General features: G+C 73.2%; 17 protein-coding genes. 6 read left to right on the top strand and 11 right to left on the bottom strand.

Translation table 11 applies throughout. The features are described 5' to 3' along the window. The 4 genes from AC1DW8_RS15715 to AC1DW8_RS15730 form a co-directional block, all read right to left on the bottom strand. Positions 1 to 787, bottom strand: a 787-nt coding sequence (locus AC1DW8_RS15715) for a translation initiation factor IF-2 N-terminal domain-containing protein (RefSeq protein WP_478095140.1), incomplete at its 3' end; no start/stop codon positions are given. A 92-nt stretch (positions 788 to 879) separates the two neighbouring features. Then, a complete protein-coding gene (locus AC1DW8_RS15720; protein ID WP_082619313.1) occupies positions 880 to 1,266 on the bottom strand; it encodes a YlxR family protein in 387 nt (128 codons plus the stop codon). Positions 1,267 to 1,428: 162 nt separating this feature from the next. After that, on the bottom strand, positions 1,429 to 2,730 hold the full coding sequence (locus AC1DW8_RS15725; RefSeq protein WP_478095141.1) for a sensor histidine kinase: 1,302 nt from the start codon (positions 2,728 to 2,730) through the stop codon (positions 1,429 to 1,431). Further along, positions 2,730 to 3,419: a response regulator transcription factor gene (locus AC1DW8_RS15730; RefSeq protein ID WP_056824735.1), complete on the bottom strand. Its 690-nt coding sequence runs from the start codon at positions 3,417 to 3,419 to the stop codon at positions 2,730 to 2,732. The genes AC1DW8_RS15725 and AC1DW8_RS15730 overlap by 1 nt, the downstream gene beginning before the upstream one ends. 80 nt (positions 3,420 to 3,499) lie before the next feature. Here AC1DW8_RS15730 and AC1DW8_RS15735 point away from each other — a divergent pair, with 80 nt between their 5' ends. After that, positions 3,500 to 4,192, top strand: a complete 693-nt coding sequence (locus AC1DW8_RS15735; RefSeq protein ID WP_478095142.1) for a hypothetical protein — start codon at positions 3,500 to 3,502, stop codon at positions 4,190 to 4,192. A 21-nt stretch (positions 4,193 to 4,213) separates the two neighbouring features. On the opposite strand, the gene nusA is transcribed toward AC1DW8_RS15735, so the two are convergent. Continuing rightward, complete coding sequence (gene nusA, locus AC1DW8_RS15740; RefSeq protein ID WP_056824729.1) at positions 4,214 to 5,257, bottom strand: transcription termination factor NusA; 1,044 nt, start codon at positions 5,255 to 5,257, stop codon at positions 4,214 to 4,216. Next, a complete protein-coding gene (locus AC1DW8_RS15745; protein ID WP_478095143.1) occupies positions 5,257 to 5,871 on the bottom strand; it encodes a ribosome maturation factor RimP in 615 nt (204 codons plus the stop codon). The genes nusA and AC1DW8_RS15745 overlap by 1 nt, the downstream gene beginning before the upstream one ends. A gap of 133 nt (positions 5,872 to 6,004) precedes the next feature. Between AC1DW8_RS15745 and AC1DW8_RS15750 the strand changes: the two genes are divergently transcribed. From AC1DW8_RS15750 to AC1DW8_RS15760, 3 genes are all read left to right on the top strand, one after another. Continuing rightward, entirely contained in the window at positions 6,005 to 7,009 is a 1,005-nt protein-coding gene (locus tag AC1DW8_RS15750; RefSeq protein WP_478095144.1) for a hypothetical protein, read from the top strand. After that, on the top strand, positions 7,006 to 7,974 hold the full coding sequence (locus tag AC1DW8_RS15755) for an aminoglycoside phosphotransferase family protein (protein WP_082619314.1): 969 nt from the start codon (positions 7,006 to 7,008) through the stop codon (positions 7,972 to 7,974). The genes AC1DW8_RS15750 and AC1DW8_RS15755 overlap by 4 nt, the downstream gene beginning before the upstream one ends. A 159-nt stretch (positions 7,975 to 8,133) precedes the next feature. Continuing rightward, positions 8,134 to 9,534, top strand: coding sequence for an MATE family efflux transporter (locus AC1DW8_RS15760; protein ID WP_478095145.1), 1,401 nt, complete (start codon positions 8,134 to 8,136; stop codon positions 9,532 to 9,534). A 24-nt stretch (positions 9,535 to 9,558) separates the two neighbouring features. Here the strand turns inward: AC1DW8_RS15760 and AC1DW8_RS15765 are convergent, their stop codons facing one another. Next, positions 9,559 to 10,173 (bottom strand): sulfocyanin-like copper-binding protein, encoded by a 615-nt coding sequence (locus tag AC1DW8_RS15765; RefSeq protein ID WP_478095146.1) that lies wholly within the window; start codon positions 10,171 to 10,173, stop codon positions 9,559 to 9,561. Positions 10,174 to 10,263: 90 nt separating this feature from the next. On the opposite strand from AC1DW8_RS15765, the gene AC1DW8_RS15770 reads away from it, so the two are divergent. Together AC1DW8_RS15770 and AC1DW8_RS15775 are read left to right on the top strand one after the other, a co-directional pair. Then, entirely contained in the window at positions 10,264 to 12,270 is a 2,007-nt protein-coding gene (locus tag AC1DW8_RS15770) for a thioredoxin domain-containing protein (RefSeq protein WP_056769887.1), read from the top strand. A gap of 65 nt (positions 12,271 to 12,335) precedes the next feature. After that, complete coding sequence (locus AC1DW8_RS15775; protein WP_056769890.1) at positions 12,336 to 13,133, top strand: response regulator transcription factor; 798 nt, start codon at positions 12,336 to 12,338, stop codon at positions 13,131 to 13,133. Between the two features lie 60 nt (positions 13,134 to 13,193). Here the strand turns inward: AC1DW8_RS15775 and AC1DW8_RS15780 are convergent, their stop codons facing one another. The 4 genes from AC1DW8_RS15780 to AC1DW8_RS15795 form a co-directional block, all read right to left on the bottom strand. After that, positions 13,194 to 13,604 (bottom strand): hypothetical protein, encoded by a 411-nt coding sequence (locus AC1DW8_RS15780; RefSeq protein ID WP_056769892.1) that lies wholly within the window; start codon positions 13,602 to 13,604, stop codon positions 13,194 to 13,196. 463 nt (positions 13,605 to 14,067) lie between these two features. Further along, positions 14,068 to 14,868, bottom strand: coding sequence for an FAD:protein FMN transferase (locus AC1DW8_RS15785; protein ID WP_478095147.1), 801 nt, complete (start codon positions 14,866 to 14,868; stop codon positions 14,068 to 14,070). A gap of 34 nt (positions 14,869 to 14,902) precedes the next feature. Then, positions 14,903 to 15,508: an FMN-binding protein gene (locus AC1DW8_RS15790; RefSeq protein ID WP_478095148.1), complete on the bottom strand. Its 606-nt coding sequence runs from the start codon at positions 15,506 to 15,508 to the stop codon at positions 14,903 to 14,905. A gap of 69 nt (positions 15,509 to 15,577) precedes the next feature. Next, entirely contained in the window at positions 15,578 to 16,999 is a 1,422-nt protein-coding gene (locus AC1DW8_RS15795; protein ID WP_478095149.1) for a ferredoxin reductase family protein, read from the bottom strand. Positions 17,000 to 17,044: the final 45 nt, after the last annotated feature.

Below are 17,044 nucleotides of genomic sequence, written 5' to 3' on the forward strand. Positions count from 1 at the left end.
CACCGGGACGCGGGGCGCCGCCGGGAGCACCCGGACGACCGCCTGCGGCGGGGGCACCGGGACGCGGGGCGCCGCCGGGAGCACCCGGACGCTGGCCACCCTGGCCACCCTGACCGCCCTGGCGCTGCTGCGGACGCGGCATGCCCTGGCTCGGGCTGAACGGGTTGTTGCCCGGACGCGGCGCGGTGTCGCCACCGGGACGCGGGGCGCGGGACTGGCCCATGCCCTGGCTCGGGGCGAACGGGTTGTTGCCCGGACGCGGCTGACCCGGACGGGGCGCCGGACGCGGGGAGGCCGGGACGCCGGAGGTCTGCTGACCACCGTCACGGCTGGACTGCACCCGAGCCGGAGCCGACGCCGCAGGAGCGGCGGGGGCCGGAGCAGCCGGGGCCGGAGCCTTCGGTGCCGGGGCGGCGGGTGCGGGAGCTGCCTTGGCGGGGGCCGGAGCGGCCTCGCGGGCAGCAGGTGCTGCGGGAGCAGCCGGGGCGGGAGCCGCCGGTGCTGCGGCTGCGGGAGCGGCCGGCGCGGGGGCCGACGGCGCCGGAGCAGCCTTCTGGGGCGCGGCGGGGGCCGCGCTCGTGGGGGCGGCCTTGGGGGCCGCCGGCTTCTTGTCGCCGCTGGACGAGCCTTCCCGGGGGAAGGTCTCGATGATCTTGCGGACGACGGGGGGCTCGATGGTCGACGATGCCGACCGGACGAACTCTCCCTGGCTCTTCAAGTGTGCGAGCAGTGTCTTGCTCTCGACTCCGAGCTCCTTTGCGAGCTCGTAGACCCGGACCTTAGCCACATCTCTCCTGTTCCTGGTCCGGCCTGAACAGGAAGTGGCCGAACCGTGGGTTATTGCTGGGGCTTGCTCATCGCTGAGTACTCATCGGGTGCTCATAGCGTTTTCAACCCGCCTTGGTTCGTTGACTGATCTCTGACTGATCGGTGCGACCCGTGTGGGGCACCGGAGCGTTGCTGCGCGTCCTGGACTCCGAGATGTCGTGCCACCGCGCTGACGTCGAGGGCGACCTGCAGGCGCAGGGCACGTCCAAACGCCTTGCGGCGCACTGCCAGCTCGAAACAGTCGGGCGTCGGGTGCAGCCATGCACCACGTCCCGGCATCCGGTGTCTCGGGTCGGGACGGAGCGTGACCGGGGAGGTGTCCCCGGCATCTCTGTCCGTCGCCGCGACCACTCGCAGCAGAGCCGACCAGCTATCCATTCCTCGACATCCCACACAGGTGCGGGACGGCTCAGCACGGAGTCCAGTCCGGTCGGCCACAGGTAAGTCTACCGCGCCACGGCGCGAGACCGCGCATCGGGCATCCTCCCCCGCCTGGAAGAGGGGCCGAACCCGTGCTGCCCTGCCATCGTATGCGTGGTGTGCGGACGCGGCGCACGATCCGTGCTCGTCCTTCGTCGCGCGACTCCGCCCGGGTCGCTCTCAGCCTGGGCGCGTACCGCTCCCTGGTCGCAGGGGTAGGGAGACCTCCACCAGAAGGCCGCCCAGGTCGGAGCGGGCCAGGGCGACCGAGCCACCGGCGGCCTCCGCGACCCGACGGGTGATGTCGAGCCCGAGACCCGTCGACCCACTGCCGCTGCGGCCCCGGTCGAGGGCGGACTCGGCGGCGCCCGGCCCGCCGTCGGCCACGGTGAGGTGGGCCCGGCCCTCGTCGACGCGCACGGCGACCTCGACGCCCGCCCCTTCGGGCGTGTGCGCGAAGACGTTGTCGAGCAGCACGTCCACGACGTCGCTCACGTCCTCCTCCGGGACGTCGACGGCACACGGACCGTCGGGGCCCGTCACGGCGAAGGCCCGTTCCTGGTCCTGCGCGAGGGGCTCCCAGAAGGCGGCTCGTCGGCGGACGACGACCCCGAGGTCACACCCGCTCGGCATCGCACGGCGCAACGGGCGGCGGGCCTCGTGGACGATGGCGTCGACGCTGCGCTGGAGCTCGTCGACATGGTGGCGCAGCCGCCTGGAGACCTCCGGGTCCGTCACGAGGTCGCTGTCGAGCCGCAGGGCGGTGACCGGTGTGCGCAGTCGGTGACCGAGGTCGGCGACGGCCGCACGCTCGGACGTCACGAGCACGTCGATGCGGTCGGCGAGCTGGTTGAGCGCCCCCGCGAGCTCGACCGTCTCGGGTGGCCCTTCGGGGACGGCACGGGTGCCGAGCTCGCCCTCGCGGATGCGGTGGGCGACCGCCGCCAGCCGGGTCACGGGCACGCTCACGCGGCGGCCCAGACGGAGGGCGATCACGGCCGCCACCCCGACGAGGAGCAGCCCGAGACCGATGATCGTGGCCCAGGCGGCCGCGACCCCCTGACGCAGCTCGTCGTTGCTCACGGTGGACTCGACGACCGTGACCCCGCTCTCGGTCTGCACCGGGATGATGACGTCGAGACCCGTGTCGGTGCGATGGGTGAACGCCGTGCGGGTCGACTTCGCCTGGGCGACCTCGGCGTCGTCGTCTCCCACCGACGTGTCACGACCGATGACCCGGCCGGACGGCGTGTGCACGGCAACGACCATGCCCTGCGCCGTGAAGAGCCCGACGGCCTCGGAGAGCACCTGCTCGCTGTCGACGCTGGCGACGACGGTGGCGACGCTGTGCGCCTGTTGACGGGCCCGGTTCACGGCACGGTCCTCGGCGACGTTCGACACGAGCAGGCAGAGGGGGATGATGAAGGCGACGACGACCGCAGACGTCGTCGCGGCCACGAGCCACGTGATCTGACGACGCATCAGGGCACGTCCTCCGGGGCCGCCAGCCGAACCCCCACCCCTCGGACGCTGTGGAGGTACCGCGGATGAGCCGCCGACTCGCCGAGCTTGCGACGCAGCCACGACAGGTGCACGTCCACGGTGCGCTCGCCGCCTCCGTAGACCTGCTGCCACACCTCCACGATGATCTCGCGCTTGGTCACGACCTCACCGACGCGACCGGCGAGCATGAGGAGGAGGTCGAACTCACGTCGCGAGAGGTCCACGGGCACGTCGTCGAGGGTCACGCCCCTGCGGGACGGGTCGATGACGAGACCACCGACGGTGATCCGCTCGTCGGCGTGGGCCGGTTCGCTGCGCCGCAGCACCGCCCGCATCCGGGCCTCGAGCTGGTCGAGGGTGAAGGGCTTCGGCACGTAGTCGTCGGCCCCCGAGTCGAGGGCGCGGACGATCGAGCCGTCGTCGTCACGCGCCGTGACGACGATGACCGGGGTCGCGGTGACCGAGCGCAGCATGGTCAGCACCGTGTGGCCGTCGACGTCGGGCAGGCCCAGGTCGAGCAGGACGACGTCCGGGTGCTCGTTGAGCACCTGCTCGAGCCCGCCGAGCCCGCTGGCGGCGCTCGACACGGCGTGCCCACGGCCGGTCAGGGCCCGTACGAGCGATCCCCGGATCGCGGGGTCGTCCTCGATGACGAGCACGTGGGTCACACGCCTCACGGTACGCCCGGGCCGACCTGCGCAGACCCGGTCGTGACGCATCCGCCGGGCCCGCGGGACGGGGGTCCGCGATGACGTCGGGACGCGCGGGTCCGCTGCGCCTCGCGCTCGGCTGGCTGACCGTCGTGGCGGTCACCGCCACGGTGACGACGACCGTCGTGACGCGCGTGGGTCAGGACGTCGCGGGCGAGCTCGAGCAGCCACTCCCCTCCGCGACGGCGACCCTGCCGAGCACCACCGTCACGTCCACGGCCGGCGGCACGCTCGTGCCGGGCCCCACGACCACGGGGCCGTCGCCGGACCCCGCCCTGCTCCCGCCTGCGGAGCCGGGAGGCACCCAGACCCAGGCACCCCACGAGGCGTCCACCCGCAGCGCGGACACCGTCGCGCCGATCGGCCCGGTCGTCGCCGGCCGGACCGACAGTCCACCCGTCGACGGGGACACCTCCGCCGCGGCGCCGGGACCCGAGGGTCCGTCGTCCACCTCGGACGCACCCGCCGGGTCCCGCACCACCGCCCAGCCTGACGGGAGGGCTTCCACGAGTCCCACCGCAAGCTTCTCGACGACGGGCGGCTCCCTGACGGCCCGTTGCGGGGACGGTCAGGTGCAGCTGCGCTCGGTCACCCCGAGCAACGGCTACCGCTATGAGGTGGAGCGCGAGGACGGCGGCATACGGGCGACGTTCAAGAGCGACTCGCGCGAGGACCGCCTCCTCGTGACCTGCCGCTCCGGCCAGCCGGTCCTCGTCCTCAAGGACTCCTGAGCCCGTCGGCGCGAGCCGACCTCAGGAGCCGTCGGTCGTCCCGCGCTCTGCTGCCGCGTCGGCGGCCTCGGTGTCGGGACGGATGTCGATGCGCCATCCGGTGAGCTTGGCGGCGAGGCGGGCGTTCTGGCCCTCCTTGCCGATCGCGAGGCTCAGCTGGTAGTCGGGCACGACGACCCGCGCGGCGCGGGCCGCGGCGTCGACGATCTCGACGGACTGCACCCGGGCGGGCGACAGGGCGGCCGCGACGAAGGTGGCGGGGTCGTCGGCATAGTCGACGATGTCGATCTTCTCGCCGCGCAGCTCGGTCATGACGGCACGGACGCGGGCGCCCATCGGGCCGATGCACGCGCCCTTGGCGTTGACGCCGGCGACCCGGCTGTGGACCGCGATCTTCGTGCGGTGTCCGGCCTCGCGGGCCAGGGCGGCGATCTCGACGGTGCCGTCGGCGATCTCGGGCACCTCGAACTTGAAGAGCGTGCGCACGAGGTTGGGGTGGGTGCGGCTCAGGCCCACCTGGGGGCCCTTGGGCCCACGCTTGACGCTGACGACGAAGCAGCGCAGGCGCTCGCCGTGGACGTAGCGCTCGCCCGGCACCTGCTCGGCCAGCGGCAGGATGCCCTCGACCGTGCCGAAGTCGACGAGGACGTTCCGGGGGTCCTGGCTCTGCTGGATGATGCCGGAGATGACGTCACCCTCGCGGCCCTTGAAGTCGCCGAGGATCGCCTCGTCCTCGAGGTCGCGCAGGCGCTGGACGATGACCTGCCGCGCCGTCGAGGCGGCGATGCGGCCGAAGCCGACCGGGGTGTCGTCGAACTCGGGTCCGGGCTCGCCGCGCTGCGGACGCTCGCCCTCCTCGGTGACCGGGAGCAGGTCACCCTCCTCACGGGCCCAGACGATGACGTGGCCGGTCTTGCGGTCCAGCTCGACCCGCGCGATGCGCTGGCTGCCGTCGGTGCGGTGGTAGGCGACGAGGAGCGCCTGCTCGATGGCGGGGATGAGCACGTCGAGGCTGATGTCGCGCTCCCGTTCCAAGGCGCGCAGGGCTGCGAGGTCGATGTCCATCAGTGGTCCCCTTCCAGGGCGGACGTCTCGTCCGGGTCGTGGGTGTCGTCGTGCGCGTCGTCGGAGGCGTCGTCCCCCGCGTCGTCGACGGCGGCGTCGTTCGTGGTCTCGGCGCGGGTGAACTCGACCTGCACGGTGCCGCGCTGGACGGTGTCGAGGTCGAGGGTCATGTGGCGCGCCGGAGTCTTCTTCGTGGCCTGGACCTCGAGGGTGAGCGAGTCCGTGCCGACCTCGGTGAGCCGCCCGGTGTCGGTGCCGTCCTGGTGGACGACCTCGACGAGCCGCCCCACCTGACGCCGGAGCTGGTCGCGGGAGGCGAGCGGCCGGCCGACCCCGGGTGAGGACACCTCGAGGACGTAGGGGGCCTGACCCATCACGTCGCTCGCGTCCAGCTCGTCGCTCACGGCACGAGTCGCCTCGGCGACGGCGTCGAGCGAGAGCGGCGGGACGGCACTCGTCGTGTCGGCTGCGTCGAGACCGGCGATGTCGGCGTCGACGAGCACGCGAACCAGCCGCCGCTTGCCGGCGGGAGACACGGAGACGTCCTCGACGACGAGCCCGAGGGGCGCGAGCACCGGCTCGAGCGTCGCTCTGATCTCCTGGGCCGTGCTCATCAGTCGACGCCTCCTGCTCTTCTCGAATGTCCGGCGCCGACGCCCCGAAGGACGCGACGGGCACCGCGTGCCCACCACTCTATCGGCGCCGGGGGGTCGTCGCAGACCGCCGCCCGCGTGCGAAGATCTCGGCATGGACGGCGACACCCGTGGGCTCGGGTCACGGGTGATGGACGGTCTCGGCCGTCCCCCGCGCCGCCTTCTCGTGCTCGGCGGCGGTGCCGCCGCCCTCGCGCTGCTCGTCGACCGCGGCCTCCGCCTCGACGTGCCGCCGCCTCCCCCGCCGGTGCCCACCCGCCGTCCGGCCCCGGACGAGGCCCTCCTGCTCTCGGCCGTGGCCGACCTCGAACACATCGTGGCGGCCGAGACGTCGGTCCTCGCGGGCGACGAGGGTGGCGGCCTGGTCCGTCGGCTCCGCACCGTCAACCGGGAGCAGCTGCGCGTCCTGCGCGGCCGGCTCACGAACGCCGGCGTGCCGACGGCCGTGATCGACGCCGCCGTGGCCGCCGGGCCGGCGCCGTCGTCGCGGACCGGCTCCACGGGCACCCCCACACCCTCGGCCGCCCCGCCGACGAGCCAGCGGCCGGTCCGCACCCGCCGGGAGCTCGCCGCCCTGCTCGACTCGCTCGGGCCCGAGGACTGGTCCGCGCTCACGACGGCGACCGTCGACACCCGAGAGCTGCTCGCGGCCGCCTACGGACAACGCCTCGCCGGCGCGGTGCTCCTCGGACGGGACGTCGCCACGTCGCCGCCCAGCCCCGTGCGACCCGAAATCGTCTCCCGGACCTCCCCCCTCGTGTACGCCTTCGAGGTCGTCGCGGCCCAGAGCTCTGGCGACCAGCGGTCGCGGGCCGAGGACACGCTCGCCGCCCTGGTGCGCCTCGACATCGCCGTGTCCGGCGCGAGCTCGACGACGCCTGCCGGGTGGGCGCTGCCCTACCCCGTCACGACACCCGAGGCGGCCGGACGCCTCGCGACCGAGACCCTGTCGTCCGCCGTGGACGCGGGCACCGAGGTGGCCGGCCCGAGCCCGAGCGCCGCCTCCCTCGAGGACGTCGCGCGCTGGAGCGCCGACCTCCAGGCACTCGCAGTCGACTGGGACGTGCCCCTGACCGCCTTCCCGGGAGCCACCGCGTGAGCTACGACCCGATGTACGACCTCATCCCCGCCCTGTTCGCCCACGAGGTGAGCGGCTACGAGCCCGACGGCTACGTCTCCGGCGAGGACTGGATCGACGCACTGCCGGGGCTCATCACCGACCTGCTCGCCGACTGGGAGCTCGAGCCCATCGGGCGAGCCACCAACGGCGTGTGCGCGGTGGCCATCCCGGTGCGCCTGCTGGGCTCGGGCCGCGACGTCGTCGGGGTGAGCGGCGAGGGCATCCTCAAGATCACCTGGCCGCACCCTGAGGCCGCGACCGAGCACCTCGCGCTCCAGACGTGGAACGGGCACGGTGCGGCGCGCCTCGTGCGGGCCGACCCCGCGCGCTTCGCCCTGCTCCTCGAGCGGCTGCACACCCGCGACCTGACCCGCGTCGACATCGACGAGGCGTGCGGCGTCATCGGCGACCTGCTCCGGGTGCTGCGACGGCCCCCGCACCCGCGCGTGCCCAGCCTCACGGCATACGCCCTCCGTCAGGCCGAGGAGCTGGCGGCCGCACCCGCGGTGCTGCCGCGGCGCTACCTCGACCAGGCGTCGACGCTGGCCCGCGAGCTCGTCGAGCGGGCCCCCGCCGAGGACCGGCTGCTGCACACCGACCTGCACTACACCAACGTGCTCGCCGCCTACCGCTCCCCGTGGCTCGCCATCGACCCCAAGCCGATGGCCGGCGACCCGGCGTTCGAGGTGGCCCCCGCCCTGTGGAACCGGGCCGACGAGCTCGGGACCGGGTCCGAGGTCCGGTGGTCGCTGCGCCGGCGGCTCGAGATCATCTGCGAGCGCGCCGGCCTCGACGAGGGGCGGGCCCGTGCGTGGACGATCGTCCGGGAGGCCGACAACGCCCTCGACGCCGCCGAGGCGCTGGCGAAGGGCCCCGCCGACGACGCCTGGGCACACGACCGGATCAGCCTCGCGGTGACGATCATCAAGGCGATGAACGACTGAGCCGGCGGGCTCTCGAGCGCTGACTCGACACGCTCGTGACAGCCTCAGCACCGTCGACGACACGCGCTCGACGTCGTCGATCAAATCGTTTCGACTCCGGGGTGCTTGAAGCCTTAACCTTGTCGCGCTCCCCCACCTTCGTTGTCGAAAGGCACTCGCATGCCTCGCCTCGCCATGCCCACCTCCCGCGACCAGCGCTCGGCCACGCCGACCCCTGCTCGCGAGATCGCGCGCATCGCCGTGCCGGTGAGCATGGAGTTCGTCCTCATGCTCGTGCTCAACTTCGTCAACCAGATCGTCGTCGGGAGCCTCGGGGCCACGGCGATCGCCGCGGTGGGCTTCTCCAACAGCCTCACCTTCATCCTCGCGGTGACGCTCGGCTGTCTCGGCACGTCGGTGAGCATCCTCGTGGCGCGGGCGCACGGCGCCGGTCGCCGGGACGCCCTCGACCACACGGTCACGGCGGCGCTTCTCGTCGCCGTCGGGCTCGGCGTCGTCGTCTCGCTCGTGCCGTGGTTCTTCGCCGACCACCTCATGTCGCTCGTCGGGGCCTCCCCGTCGGTGGCGGCGGCGGGCACCGACTACTTCCGCCTCACCGTCCTCGCGACGCTGCCGGTCATGCTCAGCGCGATCCTCTCGGGTGTCCTCCGCTCGGCCGGCCGACCGACGAGCCCGATGATCGCGACGATGGTCACCGTCGTCGCGAACTCGGCAATCGCGTACTCCCTCGTCGTCGGGCTCGGCCCGCTGCCCTCGCTCGGCGTCGCCGGCGCCGGCTGGGCCACGCTCGTGACCGCCGTCGTCAAGGCGCTCATCCTGCTGTGGATGGCCTACGGCCGGCGCGCCGTCGTCGGCTGGAGCCTGCCCGACAGCGTCCGGCAGTGGCGTGCCGTCATCGTGCCCCTCTTCGTCCTCGCGCTCCCCCTCGGCGTCACCGAGCTCTTCTGGACCGTCGGGACCTTCCTCTACAACGTCGTGTTCCAGCAGCTCGGCGACGAGGCGCTGGCCGCCGCGCAGATCGTCACGACGCTGGAGGGCGTCTTCGTCGTCGGCAGCATCGGGCTGATGAGCGCCACGACCACCCTCGTGGGCCGCTCCGTCGGTCGCGGGGACGTCCACGACGCGATGGCCTGGGTGCGGCGGCTGACCCGCGCGGGCGTCGGGACCGCCGCCGTCTTCGGGGTCCTCTTCGCCGCCTCGGTGCTGCTGCTCGACGTCCTCTTCGGGGAGGCCGGTCGAGACGTGCGCACCATGGCCGGCGTCGGCATCCTCATCAACGCGGCGTTCCAGGTGGTCAAGGTGCGCAACATGATCGTCGGGGCGGGCGTGCTGCCCAGCGCCAACGACGTGCGCGGGGTCATCATGGGCGACGTCGCCGGTGCCTTCCTGATCGGGCTGCCGCTCGCCGTCCTCCTCGGCCTGCACACGCCGCTCGGCTACGTCGGCATCTTCGTGGCCCGCATCCTCGAGGAGCTGGCCAAGCTCGCCATCTTCACGTGGCGTGCGCGTCGGATCCGCTGGGAGCGCCTCGTCGCGCCGCGCGAGGCCGTCGCCGCCTGACGGCCCGGCCGGTCGCCCCCGGCCTCAGCCGGTGACGACGAGCCCCTGGCGCATCCCGTCGGCGTAGTGGTTCTCGAGGTTGCAGACGAGCTCGTAGTGGCCCGGCGCCAGGGTCACCGTCACCCAGCCGACGGCGCCGGAGACGATGCCGTCACCGTGGCCCGCGGCGCAGGACGCCGAAGCCTCCCCGAGGCTGCCCGACTCGTCGACCGTGCCGTCCCGGCCCGGCACGCGCTGTCCGGCGACGGCGTCGGCGACGAGCGGCAGGACGACGAGCTCGTGGGTGCGCCACCCGGAGTTCTCCACGACGACGCTCACCGGTCCGGAGTGGACGGTCGCGGGCCGCGCGACGAGCAGCATCCGGGCCCCCGTCGGGGCGACGCCGCCCATCATCCGCGACATGCCCATGTCGACGAGGCTGACGGTCACCCGCGACCCGGGAAGGTCGGTCGGGGCCGCACACGCCAGCGGCGCCGCCATCGGGACGCCGCTGCTCGACCCGGCGCGCACGCCACCCATGGCGCCACCCATCGGGGCCGTCGCCGCGGGCGCTGCCGAACAGCCCGCGAGCACCAGGGCGGCAGCTGCGAACGCAGCCCCGCCCGTGCACGAGCGACGGATGCTCCAGCCTCTGGCCATATCTCGACACTAACCCCGGGGGGTATGCGTGGACGGGGTGTGTGACGCACCAGTCCCCGGCCGGCGCCCGGCGTGCGCGAGAGTGGAGCCATGCCCAACCGCCTCGACCGAGCGACGAGCCCCTACCTGCTCCAGCACCGCGACAACCCGGTGCACTGGCAGGAGTGGGGCGAGGCCGCGTTCGCCGAGGCGCGCGAGCGCAACGTCCCGGTGCTCCTGTCGGTCGGCTACGCGGCCTGCCACTGGTGCCACGTCATGGCCCACGAGTCGTTCGAGGACGAGGCCGTCGCCGCCGCGCTCAACGCCCGCTTCGTCCCGGTCAAGGTCGACCGCGAGGAGCGACCCGACATCGACGCCGTCTACATGTCGGCGGTCACGGCGACGACCGGCCACGGCGGCTGGCCGATGACGGTCTTCCTCACCCCCGAGGGCGAGCCGTTCTTCTGCGGCACCTACTTCCCGCGCGACCACTTCCTCCGCGTCCTGGCGGCCCTCGACGAGGCCTGGCGCACCCGCGAGGACGAGGTGCGCGCGTCGGGCTCGCACATCGCCACCAGCCTCGCCGAGGCCCTCCAGCCGCCGACGCCGTATGCCGTCGAGCCGGCAGCGCTGTCGTCCGCGGTCGGGCTGCTGGCCCGCCAGTTCGACCACGTGGCAGGCGGTTTCGGCGGCGCACCGAAGTTCCCGCCGTCGATGGTGCTCGAGTTCCTGCTGCGCCACCACGCCCGGACCGGGGACCGGGACGCCCTCGCGATGGCGTCCCGCACGCTCGAGGCGATGGCGCGCAGCGGCCTCTACGACCAGCTCGCCGGTGGCTTCGCGCGCTACGCCGTCGACGCCGGCTGGGTCGTGCCGCACTTCGAGAAGATGCTCTACGACAACGCCCTGCTGCTGCGCGCCTACACGACGTGGTGGAAGGTGACCCGCGACCCGCTGGCAGAGCGCATCGTCCGTGAGACGGCCGACTTCGTCGTGCGCGACCTCGGCACCGAGACGGGAGGCCTCGCGTCGTCGCTCGACGCCGACGCTGCCGGCGTCGAGGGGCTGACGTACGCGTGGACACCGGAGCAGCTGCGAGAGGTCCTCGGGGACGACGACGGCCCCGTCGCGGCCGAGCTGCTCGGCGTGACGACCGAGGGCACGTTCGAGCACGGCGCCTCGACGTTGCAGCTGCCGTCAGAGCCGGGTGACCGCGACTGGTTCGACGACGTGAGAGCACGACTGCTGGCAGCCCGCGCCGGGCGACCTCAGCCCGGTCGTGACGACAAGGTCGTGACGTCGTGGAACGGGCTCGCGATCGCCGCGCTCGCGGATGCCGGCGCCGCGCTCGAGCGGCCGGACTGGGTGGCCGCCGCGACCCGGTGCGCCGCGCACGTCCTCGACGTCCACGTCGTCGACGGGGAGCTGCGGCGTGCGTCACGAGTCGGCACGGTCGGGACGGCTCGTGCCGTCGCGGACGACCACGGCAACCTCGCGGACGGCCTGCTCGTGCTGCACCAGGTGTCGGGTGAGCCACGCTGGCTGGAGGCCGCCCGACAGGTCCTGGACGCCGCGAGCGACTTCGCGGCCGACGACGGCGGGTTCCACGACACCGCCTCGGACGCCGAGCCGCTCTACCTGCGCCCTCGCAGCGCCGCGGACAACGCCGAGCCGGCGGGGCAGTCCGCTCTGGCGGGAGCGCTCGTCACCCTCGGCGCGGTGACCGGTGACCCGGCCGCTCTCGCGGCGGGCGCCACCTCCACCGCTGCGGGGATGGGGCTCGCCGTCCGCGAGCCGCGGTTCGGCGGGTGGTCGCTCGCGGTCGCCGAGTCCCTCGTCAGCGGACCGCTGCAGGTCGCCGTCGTCGGGTCCGGTCGCGACGCCGACGCGCTCGAGGTGGTGGCGCGCCGGTCCCCGAGCCCCGGACTCGTCGTCGTGCGCGGCGAGCCGGACGCGCCCGGCGTCCCGCTGCTGGCCGACCGCCCGCTCGTCGGCGGACGCGCTGCGGCCTACGTCTGCCGCGGGATGGTCTGCGAGCTGCCGACGACCGACCCCGAGCAGCTGGCTGCGCAGCTCGGTGCGGTGGCTGGCGAGGGGCTCGGTGGAGTGGTCGGCTGAGGCGACGAACCGCCCGACATTCGCATCTGGCGGGCCAAACCCCCGCATTCTGCAACAATCACCGCATGATGGGCTCAGCGCGCACCGCGGTCGTCGTCGAGGACGACGACGACATCCGTGAGCTCATCACGCACAGCCTGACCATGCAGGGCTTCGAGGTCTCGGCGGCGTCCTCGGGACAGGCGGGCCTCGAGCTCGTCGTCGCGACCGACCCCGACCTCGTCACCCTCGACCTGGGCCTACCCGACCTCGACGGGATCGAGGTGTGCCGCCGGGTGCGCGACGTGAGCCAGGCCTACGTCGTCATGATCAGCGCGCGCACCGACGAGATCGACCGCCTCATGGGCCTCGAGATCGGCGCCGACGACTACCTCACCAAGCCGTTCAGCCCTCGCGAGCTGCAGGCCCGCGTCAACGCGATGTTCCGGCGGCCGCGCACCGGCGGACCCAACGGCTCCGACGACGCGACGGGTCCGGCCGGCACCGTCTCGGCCGTCTCGGCGGGCGGGCCGCCCGCCGACGGCGCGACACCGGACGAGCCGGCACCCGAGCTCGTGCGTCACGGCCGCATCGCCGTCGACCCGGAAGGCCGCGTCGCCACGGTCGACGACCACGAGGTCGACCTGACCCGCACCGAGTTCGACCTGCTCTCGACCCTGATCAGCGCACCGCGCCGCGTGTGGTCGCGCGCCGTCCTCCTCGACAGCCTGTGGGGCCCCGGTTGGTCCGAGGAGCACCTCGTCGAGGTGCACGTGGGCAACCTCCGCCGCAAGCTGAGCCGTCTGGGCCCCGACGGCACGCGTGCCCCGATCCGGACCGTGCGGGGCGTCGGCTACCGCATGGAGGAGCCCGACGCGTTCTGACGCCGACGGCGCTGTGGCTGGGGCCGCTGGGCCGCCCGCACGTGTCGACGCGTTCGGAGGTCAGGCGACGACGGGCGGTGCCGAGCGGTCGAGGTGCGACCGCAGCGCGACGCGCGCACCCGGGGCCACGCCGAGCATCGACGTCCCGCGTTCGCGGGCCAGCTCGGTCTCACCGCGACTGACCGCGTCGATGACGCAGAGCACGGCCGACTCGAGCCGGACGAGTCCGACGGTGGCCGACGAGACGCGCAGGCTGAGCAGGACGTCCATCGCCGCGACCTCGTCGCGGCGGTCGAGCGCGGACGCGGCGCGGGCCAGCCGGGCATCGAGCATCCGCAGGTAGGTCTGGGCGATGGAGCGGGCGAGGTCGTCGCTCTCGAGCTCCGATGCGAGACGGGTCAGGGCCCTCGGGTCGAGCTCGTCGACCGTGAGTCCGGGACAGGCCGGGCTCACGACCTGCTCAGCGGCCACGGCCGGCGCCGAAGGCGTCCCGGGCCAGAGCCGTCCCGGGGCGCCGCGGACGTCGGGCGATGTCCCGGGTCGGGACGGGCCGGCCTCCCACCGGCTGGCCCGTCCCGCTCCGGTCCACTCCCCCCACCGAAAGCTCCGAGTGGGCCCGCCGACCGGGGAGGGCGCCGCGACCGCGCACCGTCACTGCAGGGTCAGTGTCGGTGCTGATGGTCATGGCGCTCTCCTCCCCGGATCGGCGGGCACTCGCCCGAAGGTCTCTGAGTCAGCGAGCCGGTCCCCCGACCGTTGCTGCTGATGAAGACGACTCTTCCGCGCCAACTGCAAGGTGCGAACCCCGGGGCACGCATGGTTTCCGCAAGAAAGCCTCAAGGCCTTCCCGGTTCGGGCAGCCGCGCGCCTTTTGTCCTTGCGGAGCATCCCGCCGGGCGGCCGAGCGGCCGGCGCCCGGGCGCGCCAGGTCGGGTCAGAGGGCCGTCGAGAGGTAGTCCGTCGCGTTCGCGGCGAAGGCCTCGCTCGTGCGCTCCGAGCCGACGAAGAGTGCCGTGGCCCAGATGTCGGCCCAGAGCAGGGTCGGTCCGGTCACCGTCACCGATCCGGGACGTCCGACGAGCTCACCGGACGCCGGGTCGTAGAGGTGGGCACCCCGGGCGGCGGTCCCCGAGGTCGCCACGGCCCCGCGCGTCAGCGTCAGCGTGTTCGCGATCCGCTGCCGGTCGAGAGGGTCCTCCACGCCGATCCGCCAGGCGATGGACTCGGGTCCGTCGGCGGGCATGTCGGCGTGGGCGCCGATCAGGATGTCGCCACCGGCGTTGATGCAGAAGGAGATCCGTTCCAGGCCGGACAGGGGCACGGACGCACGGTCGACGGCCCACCCCTTGACGAGGCCGGTCGGGTCGAACGCGAGGTCACCGTCGCCCGTGGGCAGCAGGGTCGTGAAGGCCCCCCGGGTGAGCACCTCGGCCTCCTGCCCGATTCGCAGCGCCTCCTCCACGAGGGGACTGCACTGCGAGACCTGGACCTCCTCGCGGCGCAGTCGCATGAGGTCGGAGTCCTCGCGGTAGGTCGAGAAGATCGAGTCCATCTCAAGCAGGATCCGGAAGGCCGACGCCACCGCCTCGTGGGCGGCGAGACCGTCGACGTCGGCGCCCCGCAGGTGGATGGAGATCGGCATGCCCATGATCTGCTCGACCCACGCGCGCCGTGCCGGGGCCGGGGCGGGGTCGGGGACGCCGGGCTGGCGCGGTCGGGTGACGGGTCGGCTCATGGTTCGCTCCTTGGTCGCCTGTCTCAAGAGTGCCTCAGAGATTGGCCTGGTCGATGGCGGACTGCAGGGACTGCGTGTAGCCGTCCCACGTGTACGTGGCACCGGACACGACGTCGATCTGCGCCGACTGGGCGCTGACGGCCTCCTGGTTGTAGACCGGGACGGCGGCCGAGTTGATCATCTGGTCGTGCCGGTCGTTCCAGGGGACCTGGAGCACCTCGGCGGCCGTGATCTTGCCGCTCTTGACGGTGATCTGGACCTGGACGTTGCCGTAGCGGGTCATGACGGCGTCACCGGCATACGTCTTGGCCGCGGACGAGGTGCCCGTCGAGCCGGACGAGCCCGAGGACGAGCCCGAGGACGAGCCCGACGAGCTCGAGCCCGAGCCGGACGAGGTCGTGCCCGAGGTGGTCGTGTCGTCGGTGGCGGTGTCGTCGGCCGGCTCCTGGCCGGAGGAGTCGGTCGAGGGCGCGGACGACGACCCGGACGTGGAGCCGGTGCTGTCGGACGTCTTGCTGCTCGCCGTCACCGGCCGGGTCTCGGCGGCCACGACGGCGGACGAGCTGCGGGACGTGCTGTAGCTGAAGAGGAGGACGAGCACGGTCAGGGTGCTCATGGCCCAGAGGACGATGCGACGCATTGGGGGGCTCGATTCGGTTCGGTTCGGGTCGGTGCAGGTCACGGAGTCGGGCGCGATGGCTGCGAGGTCTCAGTAGGCGAAGCGCTCGTGGTGGACGGCGTCCTGGGGTACGCCGGCCTCGTGGGCGGCGGTGATGACCGTGTCCATCCAGGCGGGGTTGCCGCACACGTAGACGTCGCGTTCGGCGATGTCGGGGACGATCCGGGTCAGGGCCTCGACGTCGCTCAGGTGACGTGAGTCGACGGGGAGCCAGCTGTCGCGCTCGCGGTTGCGGTGGCCCACGACGGCGACGACGCGGCCGCCCTTGGCGCGGGCGAGGTCGAGCAGCTCGTCGCCGAGGACGATGTCGGACTGGCTTCCGACGCGATAGATGACGACGACACCGTCCGGCGACGCGGGCAGCTCCTCGAGGATGGCGCGCAGCGGCGTGATGCCGATGCCGGCTCCGATGAGCACGGCCTTCTCGCTCGTGCGGACCCCGACGTGCAGGCGGCCGTACGGACCCTCGACGAGGACCTTGGTGCCCGGGCGGAGGGTCGCGAGGCGTGCGCTCGAGCCACCGACGGCCTCGGCCGTGATCCGGAGCGAGCGGCCGTCGGGCGCGGCGGACAGCGAGTAGGGGTTGCCTCGGGTCCAGCCCGCGCCGTCGAGGAAGCGCCACTGGAAGAACTGGCCGGCACGGACGGGCAGACGGTCGAGGCGGCGGCCCGTCATGACGACCGAGGTCACGGTCGGGGACTCGGCGACGACCGCGGAGACGACCAGACGGTGGCGGCGCGAGCGGATGAGCGGCAGCCCCACCCGGTAGACGAGGACGGCGACCAGTGCGAAGGCGTACAGACCCCACCAGAACACCGTCGCGGTGACGTTCGCGTTGAAGTCCGCCCCCGTCCAGAGCTGGTGCGGCAGTGCGAGGCCGGCCCCGAGGTAGGCGTAGAGGTGCAGCAGGTGCCACGACTCGTAGCGCAGCCTGGCCCGAGCCTTCTTCACGGAGGTCACGACGACCATGACGAGCGCGATCGTGCCGGCGAGGGCGAGCAGCATGCCCGGGGAGTGCAGGACCTGGTCGACGAAGGTGGCGACGACGCCGAGGTCGGTGCCGGCGCTGTAGCCGACGGTGACGAGGGCGATGTGGGCGATCATGAGGTTGAACGAGGTGAAGCCGACGAGCCGGTGCACGCGGGCGAGCTCGTCCTGTCCCCAGGCCTGCTCGACGAGCGGGATGCGCGCCATGAGCAGCACCTGCAGGAGCATCAGCACCGAGGCGATGAGCCCGGCGAGGCGGCCGATGTTGGTGAGGCTCTCACCGAGCGAGCCGAAAGCGATCAGCCCTCCGCCCGCGACCCAGAGGGCCACGACGAAGAGCGTGACCCCCCAGGCGAAGACGGCGGAGGCGTCGCGCCACCAGCGGGGCGTCGGGGCAAGGGCCTGGCGTCGTGACGCGGCCGGCACCGAGAGGTCGCGGCTCTCGGGGAGGGCGAGTGAGGTCATGTCACACACATTTGTGGCGGACCCTGTGCGTGCGCTGTGTCGCCG

This window comes from Terrabacter sp. P2_E3, from assembly GCF_056403915.1.